Source organism: Exiguobacterium sp. A1_3_1 (assembly GCF_048985645.1).
Classification (GTDB): Bacteria; Bacillota; Bacilli; order Exiguobacteriales; family Exiguobacteriaceae; genus Exiguobacterium_A; species Exiguobacterium_A indicum.
Window position 1 is genome coordinate 1 of the sequence record NZ_WBYY01000101.1, and the last position, 11406, is coordinate 11406.

The 11406-nt window shown below is 45.7% G+C and carries 11 protein-coding genes and 1 other annotated feature; of the genes, 3 read left to right on the top strand and 8 right to left on the bottom strand.

The features are described 5' to 3' along the window. Nucleotides 1–283: 283 nt before the first annotated feature. The 8 genes from F8N00_RS11355 to F8N00_RS11390 all read right to left on the bottom strand — a co-directional run bounded on the left by F8N00_RS11355 (nt 284) and on the right by F8N00_RS11390 (nt 9858). Entirely contained in the window at nt 284–1459 is a 1176-nt protein-coding gene (locus tag F8N00_RS11355; protein WP_421018229.1) for a hypothetical protein, read from the bottom strand. A gap of 37 nt (nt 1460–1496) precedes the next feature. After that, nucleotides 1497–1835 (bottom strand): hypothetical protein, encoded by a 339-nt coding sequence (locus F8N00_RS11360; protein WP_421018230.1) that lies wholly within the window; start codon nt 1833–1835, stop codon nt 1497–1499. Between the two features lie 239 nt (nt 1836–2074). Continuing rightward, nucleotides 2075–2605 carry a hypothetical protein gene (locus F8N00_RS11365; RefSeq protein ID WP_421018231.1) on the bottom strand — a complete coding sequence of 177 codons (531 nt, stop codon included), beginning with the start codon at nt 2603–2605 and terminating at the stop codon, nt 2075–2077. Nucleotides 2606–2625: 20 nt separating this feature from the next. After that, on the bottom strand, nt 2626–2823 hold the full coding sequence (locus F8N00_RS11370; protein WP_421018232.1) for a hypothetical protein: 198 nt from the start codon (nt 2821–2823) through the stop codon (nt 2626–2628). A gap of 298 nt (nt 2824–3121) precedes the next feature. Continuing rightward, complete coding sequence (locus F8N00_RS11375; protein ID WP_421018233.1) at nt 3122–4015, bottom strand: DMT family transporter; 894 nt, start codon at nt 4013–4015, stop codon at nt 3122–3124. Between the two features lie 140 nt (nt 4016–4155). Further along, a complete protein-coding gene (locus F8N00_RS11380) occupies nt 4156–7884 on the bottom strand; it encodes an ABC transporter permease (RefSeq protein WP_421018234.1) in 3729 nt (1242 codons plus the stop codon). Nucleotides 7885–8094: 210 nt separating this feature from the next. After that, nucleotides 8095–8616 carry a GNAT family N-acetyltransferase gene (locus tag F8N00_RS11385; protein WP_421018235.1) on the bottom strand — a complete coding sequence of 174 codons (522 nt, stop codon included), beginning with the start codon at nt 8614–8616 and terminating at the stop codon, nt 8095–8097. Nucleotides 8617–8631: 15 nt separating this feature from the next. Beyond that, the gene (locus tag F8N00_RS11390) at nt 8632–9858 is read right to left on the bottom strand and encodes an MFS transporter (protein WP_075642249.1); all 1227 of its coding nucleotides are present in this window, start codon (nt 9856–9858) and stop codon (nt 8632–8634) included. A gap of 63 nt (nt 9859–9921) precedes the next feature. Next, nucleotides 9922–10178: a binding site (T-box leader), on the bottom strand. 113 nt (nt 10179–10291) lie between these two features. On the opposite strand from F8N00_RS11390, the gene F8N00_RS11395 reads away from it, so the two are divergent. The 3 genes from F8N00_RS11395 to F8N00_RS11405 form a co-directional block, all read left to right on the top strand. Continuing rightward, nucleotides 10292–10654, top strand: a complete 363-nt coding sequence (locus F8N00_RS11395) for an ArsR/SmtB family transcription factor (protein ID WP_023468128.1) — start codon at nt 10292–10294, stop codon at nt 10652–10654. 94 nt (nt 10655–10748) lie between these two features. Further along, entirely contained in the window at nt 10749–11030 is a 282-nt protein-coding gene (locus F8N00_RS11400) for a hypothetical protein (RefSeq protein ID WP_421018236.1), read from the top strand. A 75-nt stretch (nt 11031–11105) separates the two neighbouring features. After that, a partial coding sequence (locus tag F8N00_RS11405; protein ID WP_421018237.1) for an aldehyde dehydrogenase family protein occupies nt 11106–11406 on the top strand: 301 nt, incomplete at its 3' end.

Here is an 11406-nt window from a genome sequence, read left to right on the forward strand (position 1 = left end):
AAACAATAAACCAATTCCGATGGACAGAAGGAAGGGATAACTTATAGTTGTACGCAATTTTTTTCCTCCCTTATGTTTAAATAGCTTTCAAATAAGTATCGGATATATTAGATTTATATTTAACGTAATGTTCTGATGTCATTTGGATTTAAAAAAATCGCTACTATTACGTCATCGAACTAAAATAAGCCTAGATCTCTCAATTGAGTAGATCTAAGCTTATTTTTAGTTCGTAAAGTATCGTGGTGTAAATGACCTAAAAGCTTTTTATCGTCATGTCCTTTTAATTTGAAGCTTTCAAGTGTAAAACATGATACGTCGTTTTCGTTCCATTCGTGATGCTATACGCTAGTACCCCATCATGATATAGAGGAAACGATACCAACTCTTCGAAGTCCGTCAGAGGAGCGACGGTCTTCGCTTTTAAGTCCGCATACATCAACTGATTTATGCCTTCTCGGAAGACGATTTGTGTGTTCGAAAGGAATTGAATACCGTTAATCAACGTCTGGGCACTGGAAGCAGAATAGTTCAGCGTCTTTTGGTCTAGTCCGATGGGTTGGAATATGGCATCGCCTTCTGTGCCGAGAGCGAAATAGGTGCCACTACGACTGAAATCAATTAATCCGGATATCTCTTTTTTATAGGCACCATCCAGAGTCTCAAGCACACGGATATTCTGTCCGTTTTTATAGTGAGACGTGTATAAGGTCACGCCGTCATCGCTATCGCGGTGCTCGTACGTGAATAGTCCGTCTCGTGTTTTTCCTGTTGTTAAGATGAAGGATTGGAGTGGCGTGATCTTCCCGGTTTTTAACGAATACGTCTTGATCGTGGAGACCGTTTTTTGTGCAGTCGCCTCTTGCGTGATCCAGGACGCACGAGTTGACGTGACATCGATTCTCGGAGGAGATGTATCGAAGCGACTTTCTCCAGTATCCAGCGTTGTTACCTGATTCGTCGTAATGTTTAGTTGACGAATCGACCATTTCACACCTGTCTTTGTCGGCTGTTCTGTTTCGACCCATAGTAAAAACGCACCTGTACCCGTCATCATCGGGATTGCATTACTCGTCGCATGGACGATTTTGTTGTGCTGTCGTTTCGTATCGTATGTATAGATGACACTTTTGTTTTCTTGTAGGTCAAAGTAGAAGATTTGGTTTTGATAGAAATACTGCGGATCAATCGAGACACGGTGTTTGCTTAATAAGGAAGAAAGGTCGTACGTTTTCGTTTGACCTAACGTGACGCGCTCCATTTGCTTCTCTAATTCGATTGCTTGTTGATTCTTGGAGTCGATCGTTGCTTTCTTCAAGGGAGTATTTACTTGTTCAGGTGACGCGACATTTTTTTGTGCTACACGCGGTGTGGCTTGTTCTTCCATCATGGTACAACCCGCTGTCGTCCAAACGATGGTCGAGAGGCAAAAGACGGATGCGAATCGATGTAATTTCATATTGGATAGCTCCTTCGAAGATTTTCGGAAACGTAGTTCATTGCTGTACCTCATGTGAAGAGGGACTCGGACGACGGATGTGAAGAAATACGAGAGACCACCACTTTAATGTGTAGGCGAATAAGAAGACACACATCCATGCCCACGGTCGCAGTGTCGTCAATCCATCGTAAAAATGTCTGAATTCTGTAATATCAAGACGGTACAAAGAGTTCCAAATGAATAATGCATACAGGAAAAGCAACGCTACCACCGCTCGGATTGACGCTTTTCTCAAAGATGGATGCTTGACCGCGACGTAGATTGCACTGATAAGCGTGATGAAAAAGAAAGCGTAGGTCAATATCCACACCCACATGTCATTGGTTGGTCCCACTTCGTTAACCTCCTTCTAACTTGTCAGCGAATATTGCAATCAATAAGCATAACAAGATTAATCGATAAAACTACTAGCATATTTTTCCACAAGGAATAATGGAATCCCTTCTACTGGAGAATGTAGTTTCATATTATTGACTCATGATTCAAAACGTCAAAAAAGGACAGAAGTTCAGAGAGACCTGATCTTCTATCCTTTATGTCAATATGAATAGTGGATTCAAAGCGTAATATCATTTAGTGACGTAGCGCATGATCGAAATCATCGTAAAGTCGGTCGTAAAGATCAACATATGTTTCCTTGAGCGACTTAATCGAAGTCGCATCGCCAATGATATCGACTACATCCGTCGACACATACAAAAGGAAATCCGAGTCATGGAAGACGATGTAAGCTGATGTGTACCCTCGATAGACATTTGTGCAATAAGAAATGATTTCATCAAGCTTTACATGCTTCACATGCGCATAGACGACACCTTTATGAGCTACTTCATCTTCCACGATATACTCTTTCCAGTTTCGAATCGTAATCGACGAGCCTACTCGTGCCTTTGCTGAATAACGCCGATGACGATGAATGTACGCAGCGACGAATAGAAGATGGATCGGTCTGTCTTTTTGAAAAATCGTCTGAAGAATTTCTTTCAACTGCGAGGCATTTAGGTCTTCCATTAAAAAGCGGATACGGCGTTCTGGTGTTGACTGAAAATAGGGTGTTGGCTTCCTGATATCAAGCTCGATCTGGAACTGAGATAAATCAAGCATATAGAAGTCTCCTCATTCTATTAGCGTTTTGGTGACGAATAGGGAATGTGACGGATGAAGGCATCCAGCTGAATGTCGAAGTACGCTTCAAGATCGAATCGCAGTTGCCTTTCTAAATCAGACAAGCACGTCACTAAGGTGTCGAGCGGAAAAACAGTGTTCATCCGTTCATCGCCCCAAATCGATTGAATCCTTCCTTGATTAGCAGAAGGGACCATCGATACGATTGCTCCTTCCTCATCATGATCAAACTCCACCGAATAATAATAAAAGGCAGGAGTACATGAAGGCGTCACCAATCTTTTCCACCGATACAAGGATTTATAAAACTCGAAGATGGCTAACGATGTTTCAAAATATAGTGCATGATCAATGATGATTTTGACATTTGCTTCAATCGACAGAATGGTGGGGATATCCCTTGCTGAAGAATTTGAAATAGCGTTCGGTGAATTTAAAAAATCATAGGTACATGTGATTCGAGACATATTTATCACTCCGGTTCAAAAATTGACATTAGCTGAATACTTTATTTCGTTGCCGAGACGGACGAATCCCTAGAGCAACCGAAGCCCCGATGCAACTAAACAGACACCCGATGATTAAAGGAAGAGACAGCGTCGATTCACCGATCATTACGGAAGCAACACCGCCAATTAGCGGAAATAGTGCCACCATATAGCCGCTCTTCGCACCACCGATCCGTTCGACGAGTTTCAAATAAAACAGCCACGCAAGAAATGATGCGATCACGGTTAAATAGAGTAAGGCAGAAAGATACGTGACGGTTGTCGGGAGCGTAAGCGGTGTTCCTTGGAACCAGACGATGGCGCCCATCAGTAGACTCGCGACAGTGAATCCAATCGCGTTGGCATGAACCGGGTTGATTCGTTGCTTGGCGTTCCGCGCTGAACTAGCGTCACCTACTGACGTCAATAGCGTGCCGACTAGAGCAATCAAGACACCTTTTAAATCGGTCAGTCCATGGATGCTGCTTAGACTCGGAACAATCAGGACGCCGACGCCGATGATACCAAAACATCCGCCAATCCAAACGCGCGCATGGAGGGTCTCTTTTAAAAACAAGCGCAGAGCGATCGGTGTCAGAATGACCTTGAGTGAGAATATCAACGTCACGATGGCGGCAGAGCTTAACATCGTCGCGTAATAGAGACATAAGTAACTCAGAGCGAAGTTACAGACACCGAATACGACGATGAAAGGCATATCCGTTGCGGTAGGTTTGTTCGTTCGTTTAACGAATAACGCAAATAGGATGAAAAGAACAGCGGTCATCGCTAATCGATAGGTCAAGGATACTTCCAAGGCGACAGGTGTTCCTTGGATTTTGACAGCAATGAAATTCAGTCCCCAGACGATCAAACAAAATAGATACATGAAATAGGTCATAGCAGGTCCTCGTTTAAGTGGTTTACTTCCAATTCTTTTCCTGTATTTCATCTTACCAAAAGTAGAACGTTAAGAAATTAATTTCGGTATAAATAGAAAAATCACTGACCGTCATATGACAGCCAGTGATTAAGTAGTAATCATAATTTGATTTTAACGGTGTAGAGAAAACCAGTGAATCCTGTTTTTACGTTCATGACGAAGGTATTTTCATTTTTCGGTACGATGTAGATGACATCAATTTTGGAGTGTAACGGAGCGTAATAACCTAAGCTTTCTGAATAGGCTTTTTTGTTCAGATTAATCGTTTCTTCAGGCGTGTAGCTTTTCTTGTGACGATCAATCAATGGGAAAGAAGAGGGTTTATAGTCGATATAAGAGTCAGCTGAATCTTCACCCTTTATCTGCATCTCAAGTCTGACAGATACGGCTTGTTTATCTTTCGGAAGATTCTTAAGTGGAACACGTTTCGCCGAACTGACCATGAACCCACGTTCTTTCATTAAATTTTTATCACCAGCATATGTCTGAAGACCACCTTTATTCATCAGTTCTTCGATGGCGTCTGTATTCGTTTTCTTTGACTTGTTCTTTTGTCTGGTCTTCACGTTGGTTGATGCAGCATTCGCAGCATCGACTTCGATTTTGACGGTCGTCGGTTTGGCGATGGCTTCGCTTGTCGCGAGAAGCACATACGTATTTTTATCACTTGGAACACGGAACACTAGATCGACGCGAGAAACGAAAGGTGGGAAATAGCGATAGCCGTCCTTCCAAGCGTCTGGGTTCCGGTTCTCATAATCGACAGCTTCGTATACATTACCGCTTGTATCCTCTAACGTGAATAGATTTGGCTTATAAATACCATATCCGCCATCTGCGTCTTTATCCTTGTAGTTCTCAAGGATGACGGGAACGGTAACATATTGTTCATCAACAAGAGTTGGTAATTTCAACTCCTTTGGAGGTGATAGGAGAAGTTTATCAACATGGAAAATATTGCTTTTTGTTTTAGGATCTCCCGGATAGGTTTGAACGACTCCACGTGCCATTAGTTGATCGAGCTTGCTCGAATTGACTTTTTTCGTAGAGGACGCTTTCTTTTTCTTGTCTTTTACATCTGCCAATTTCGTTCCTGTCGTTTTGACCGTTGGTGCAGCTGTTTGTACCGGTTTCGTGGACGTAGGACCTTCTTCTGTCGTAGCAAAGAAGAACAGGGAAGCGACACCAACGACAAGGGCACCACCAACTGCGGATAAGGCGAGTCGGAAACGTCGTTCCGTCGCTTTCGTATTCGTTGCGACACTTCCGATCGCAGCATTTGGTGTAATGCTGACGGCGCGTTGAGCGGGTAAGAGGGCACCGAGAACTCCCGTGATGGCAGGAATCAACAACATGACACTCAAGAAGCCGAGCTCACCTGTTGGGAACTGGTTATAGACGAAGCCGATCATCGCAAGAGCGATCAGTAAGCCGATGATTCCAGCGAACAGTCCCGTCATTAATCCTTCACTTAAGACGAGCGTCCGGATTTGACCGTTGCGCCAACCAGTTGCCTTCAAGACGGCAAGCTGACTCTTTCGTTCGTTGACGTTTTGCCACATGATCTCCGTCGTCGTCAAGATGGCGATGAGTAAAGCGACACCCATCGCAACATAGTGCATCGTGCCGACTTCAAGGGCAACGTATTCACCGAGCCATGTCGCATACAGGACACCTTTCAGTCGGAAGGTGATGAACAGGAAGAAGATGAATAGACTCGTTGGCAAGGCGATCGCGATCGTCGAGAGGATCGTCCGTTGCCAATACGTTGCAAGTTGGTTGATGCTCATCCCAAGGACACTTTGTGCCCGGACGAATCGACGACCTTTTGAGACTTCACCAGAACGCATACTTTCGAATGGTTGAATCCGGCGGATGAGCGTCATCGGAACGAGCGTACCGCCCCAGTAAATCAATAGACCAGCAAGTCCGATCAAGATGATCCGTGATAAGGCAATCGGATGATCCGTCGTCAGCCAGAACGAACCGAGGATCGTCCAAGAAATCAAGGCGACGAGTGTGCCGAGTAACGTTGCTTCTAGGAACAGAAGCTTCGAGAGCTGACGTGGACGCCAACCGAGCGACAGTAAGATCGCGAATTCCTTCTTGCGGGCATAGAGTAAGATGATGTTTGAACTAAAGACATACACGAGCGCAACAGCGATGACACTGGCGATGATGCCGCTCATTCCGACTTTCGCTTCTTGGAAGATGGTCATCGATGAACCGAGTTTGATCCACGGTTGCTGGATCCAACCGAGTGCCGATTCACCTTTTAATCCAGGAAGGTATGTCAGCGCGAGCTGTGGCGAGGAGCCGAGCGTGACGTCGGTGATCAGACCGGTCTTGTCCTCGATCTCTTGAGCAACAGCCTTCAACTTTTTCTCACTCGTCGCGTTCATCGTCTCGACACCTTTGACGTTGACACGAATGGCAGAAATGGCTTTATCACCACGTAACTTAAAGGCGGCGTCAAGCGTCGTCAGCATCGATGGTGGTTTCGTCAAGAAGTCATACGGATCGTTCGTCGGTTTGACTTCCCGGACTGGATTGACCGGTTTTTCATTCTTGTCCATGACCCATTGGGCTTTCGCCGGGAAATAGGTCTCCATCGGCAGTTCCGTCAATGGGTCTTTCGAGATGTTCAATTTTTTCGGATCAAAGACACCAATATAGTTCAAATGCATTTTCGGTACTTTATCAAGGTTACCCGTACCGTCACCGAAAATACGAGCTTTTCGATACATCGATCGTTTCGAAATCAGAACTTCTTTTGCAACCTCTTGAGGCGTTACTTGATAAGTAAATGGCCAACGTTTGGCAAAGGGGCTAGCAATCGTTTGATACTCGACGGACGATGGTTTTAGATACATCCAGTCAAAGCCACCATTTGCATTTTCCGGAACCTTATCTTCGAGAATGTTCTTAATAAGTTGCTTTGATGCTTGCTCTGTCGAAATATAGTATTCCTTCGTATCTTTAACAGGAAGCGTCTTGAGATAGGATTCGCCACCTTTTTTCATGATACTGCGCACCGTTTCAACCATTGAATCTTTGACGAGCGGAATATCGACTTTCTCGTAGCGATAGGTCCGCGATGCATTGACGTATTCCTGACTGTTCATGATCAATGGGATGTCCCAGACACCGTCACCATAATCGTTCACGACATCGTCCTTCGTGAAATAACGACTATGCGTAGCCTTTTTGGTTGCCTGATCGAGTCCAACGAGTTGTGCTTCTGCTTCCGGATCAATCCCGGCAAGCATCACTGCACTCCCGTAACCGTAGATTGGAAACTCGCCTAGTTCTTGCGGTGAAATATCTCGATTCAATCCGTCACTCTCAGGAGGGGACCATCCTGCTCCGGCAAAGAACGACATAGACTCTGTTTCTTTTTTTAGTCCAGTATCTTGCATATCTTTATATGAAATCTTATAAATGCCTGGTTCCTTGAAGTTGTAGGTATCCTTCACAGCATCCGTATAATAGTTCCCGATCATCGCAATTGGTGCTGCGACCTCAACATCAGTAATCTGTTTGATCGTCTCGTACTGCTTGCGGGTGATCCCGCCGTCGAGCCCACTCATGTAGTTCGGTTCGAGCAGGTTCAAGTCTTCTGTCACGCTCCGGCTGCCTTCCGGACGAACAACGATATCGTATGATGAGCCCCAGCGTTTTTGCAGTTCATCGACGACCGTTCCGTTGTTGGCTTGCGTCGTACCAATTAAATAACTTAGTCCGGTACTGACGATCAGAACGCCTACGAGGAGCAGAATGAACCGTTCCTTGTTGCGCCACCAGGAATTCCAGATAAATCTCAACATGTACTATCCCTCGCTTTCGTTTGATTTGAAGAAAATTGTGTAATGTGACCTCCTTATCACTTATGTACATATCCATATATTTCTTTTTATTTTTCCATTATATACAAATAATAGTGAATTGACTAAAAAATCTGTTAATTCGATATGTTCGTTTTTGATCGATTAGAAAAAGCACCTCACGAAGGAGGTGCTACATCAGGAGTGATGCTTTTAAGCATAGAGTGGGCTACATTTCCGCATGATGATTTCGTCGAACGAACGCCCTTCATAGGATACAGCATCAGGAATCGTTTCTACGATGTCAAAGCCAACTTTTTTATACGAAGCGATGGCTCGCTCATTATGCGGAAACACTTCAAGTTCAAGTTGATGAAGTCGAAGTTCCTCGAAACAAAATCGGATGATACACGCGATCGCTTCTGTCCCGTATCCTTGACCGGTCCAGGGGAGGGCACGCATCGAAATACGAAAGCCCGCTTGTTTCAACTCTGCCTCAATGTCTAAAATGGAACATTCACCAATCACTTCACCGGAATGCAGACAGATAGCGAAATCGAAGCGCGATGGATCAGCTTGAATCGAAAGAATGTGCTGTTCAATCTGTTCAATCGAAAACGTTGCTGTCGTACCAGTCAGGTAACGTAATGTCTCATCCTGGGTTTGTTCGAATAAGACGTGTGCATCGGTCACGTCAAGCGGACGGAGGAAAATTCGTTTTGCGGTCAGGTTCATGAATACCTTCCTTTCTCATGACGAAAGCTTGATCGTTTCGTCCGTTTTCGTCGTAAAATAATGCCGTTTCGTTCGATCCTGGACGATCCAAACGATCCATCCACCGATGAGCAGAAAGCTGACTGCAGCGACGGTATACGTCAAGCGGATTGAGGTCTCCGCATAGAAACCAATCAACGCCGTCAAGAGAATGACACCAGCTGACTGGACGACGTGGATACTACTGAGGAATCGTCCCATCGTTTCGACCGGAATGTGCGTTTGAGCGAATGTCATGAAGCCGGTGTTCGCAAACGCAAGGGCGAACGTCAGCAAGAAAAAGCCGATCGCTGCCGTCAGGAACGACGTCGCTGTGGCAAAGATCACATAACCGATCGGTGTCATCAGTGCTCCGAATTGAATCAAGAAGCGGAGCGACAAGCGATGCGTGAAGGTCGCATTGACGGCGGAGCCACAGATGATGCCGATTCCAGCGATACTGACGAGAAATCCATACGTGCTTTCATCCAGTTGCAACACGATCGTCGCAAACGAGGCTTCGAGCGAATCGAGTCCGCTCATCAGGACGATCATCAGCGCATAGAAGGCGTAGACGAGCGTGACATAGCGCCGCGTCCGTGCAAACTGAAGCGTCTCTTTCCAGTCTGCAAGAATCAATTGGAGTGAGAAGGACGTCGCTGGAGTCAAAGCCTTGCGGACGTCGGGCAAGACGGACAGTAAGGCAGCAGAACACAACAACGCTCCCGCATTCAGGATGATCGCCGTCTCCGGAGAACCGATCAAAAATAAGAATCCAGCAATCGACGGTCCGAGAATAAAGCCGGCTGATTGAATAAAATTCTTCAACGCATTGAACCGTTGGCGACTCGTCTCCGGGACGAGTTTCGTCATGTAGATCAATGACGATGTCTCAAACAGCGTGTTGCCGATGTTCAGGATGAAGACGAGTGCGTAGAGGACAAACAGTGAATCGATCAGTGTCAGTGAAAAGACGAGCCCGGCACGCGCGACGTCAAGCATGACGAGCAAGCGACGCTGATTGATCCGGTCGACGACACTACCGGACCAGAGGCTCGTCAACAGCGCGGAGATCGGCAATAAAATATAGAGAACGGAGACGGCGAACGCTGATCCCGTTCGTTCGAGGACAATTAAATTCAAGGCGATGAAGTAGACCCAAGCGCCGATGTTCGAGACACCGACACCAAGTAATAGCAATCCAGGGTATTTCCAATTCGACATATGACACACTCCTTTTTATTGTTTTTTAAGCCAATAAAAAAATCCCACCTCCAAGACGTTGGTCTTGGGGACGAGACTGTGCGTGTCGTGGTGCCACCCCTGTTCGCGAGACCGTCACCGGTATCGCCTTCATCGGTACGACCGTTTTCAAACGGCAAATACCTGAGCTCGATAACGGGAGCACCCGTCACGATATCCCCGATTCGGTTCCACCGTGCTGCTCAGAGGCTTGGTTCGGTCAATGGCTGATGCTCCTTCCCACCAATCGGAGCTCTCTAGGAAAAGCCGAGATGACGTACTGTTCTCTTCGACGCGTTTGAATCATGTAATTTTTACCATCCTATCATGAGTTTCCTGAACCTGTAAATAAGAATATGAAATGAATCAGTTGACAACGGAAAGAAAGGATTGTAAATTAGGAGCATGAATTTAAATGTTTAAACGTTTAAACGGAGGCGCTATGAGAAAAAACGAACAGGATGTACAAGCTCTAGACGCAGCAGTAGGGTATTTTCAAGATGCGATTCCGATCTTTCAAGTCTTATCGGATGTCAATCGTCAAGCGATCATCATTGAATTGGCACGGTACGATCGTTTGAACGTCAGTCAATTGGATGAAAAAATTTCGTTATCTCGACCAGCGATTTCGCATCACCTGAAAGTATTGCGGGCAGCAGGAATCGTCGCTTCTGAGAAAGTCGGTACGGAGAACTACTATTATCTGACTTTACAAGAAGCGGTCAACGTCTTGAAAACATTGACGGCAGCCATTGAAGAAGATTGTATCCTACGCTGAACGAGGCTCTTTTCTCACATATGAGAAGAGAGTTTGATTTTACACTAAACGTTTAAATGTTTAAACGAAAGAACATAATGAAGGTGAGCGATGAATGATGCAACATCCAACCATGGTTTTACAAGATCAAGCCGTAACCGAAGAAGTTTATAGTGGGAAACGTGCATTCTTTGATGCAGGGAAGACGAAGACGATCGATTTCCGGTTACGTCAGCTCGAACGGCTGGAACAGTTAGTCCGATCAAACGAAGAACGGATTCTCGTAGCATTAGCAAAGGATTTAGGAAAACCGACATTTGAAGCCTACACGTCAGAAATCGGCGTGCTCTATCAAGAGCTACGTGAAGCGAAAAAACAATTGGCGCGCTGGATGTAGCCGAAGCGAGTCGCAACACCACTCGTCCTGCAGCCGTCAAAGAGCTTCATCCGACACGATCCGCTCGGTGTCGTCTTGATCATCGGACCATGGAATTACCCGTTCCAGCTGTTGCTTGCACCCGTCATCGGAGCAATCGCAGCCGGAAATTGCATCGTCTTGAAACCGTCGGATTTGACACCGCATACGTCGGGTTTGATTGCAGAGCTCATCGCAACGACGTTCGATCCAGACTATATCAGTGTCGTCCTCGGTGATGGGGCAGTCGTCGGTGACCAATTACTCGACCGATTCCGTTTCGACCATGTCTTCTTTACGGGAAGCCCGGGTGTCGGACGACATATCGCCATGAAGACGGCTGCCAAACTGGTACCGA

Coding starts and splice junctions, on each gene's coding strand:
- F8N00_RS11365 (WP_421018231.1), bottom strand. CDS start 2,605: ATGCTTGATTTATCTCAGTTCCAGATCGAGCTTGATATCAGGAAGCCA.
- F8N00_RS11380 (WP_421018234.1), bottom strand. CDS start 7,884: ATGTTGAGATTTATCTGGAATTCCTGGTGGCGCAACAAGGAACGGTTC.
- F8N00_RS11355 (WP_421018229.1), bottom strand. CDS start 1,459: ATGAAATTACATCGATTCGCATCCGTCTTTTGCCTCTCGACCATCGTT.
- F8N00_RS11395 (WP_023468128.1), top strand. CDS start 10,292: ATGTTTAAACGTTTAAACGGAGGCGCTATGAGAAAAAACGAACAGGAT.
- F8N00_RS11400 (WP_421018236.1), top strand. CDS start 10,749: ATGATGCAACATCCAACCATGGTTTTACAAGATCAAGCCGTAACCGAA.
- F8N00_RS11390 (WP_075642249.1), bottom strand. CDS start 9,858: ATGTCGAATTGGAAATACCCTGGATTGCTATTACTTGGTGTCGGTGTC.
- F8N00_RS11385 (WP_421018235.1), bottom strand. CDS start 8,616: ATGAACCTGACCGCAAAACGAATTTTCCTCCGTCCGCTTGACGTGACC.
- F8N00_RS11375 (WP_421018233.1), bottom strand. CDS start 4,015: ATGACCTATTTCATGTATCTATTTTGTTTGATCGTCTGGGGACTGAAT.
- F8N00_RS11370 (WP_421018232.1), bottom strand. CDS start 2,823: ATGGTCCCTTCTGCTAATCAAGGAAGGATTCAATCGATTTGGGGCGAT.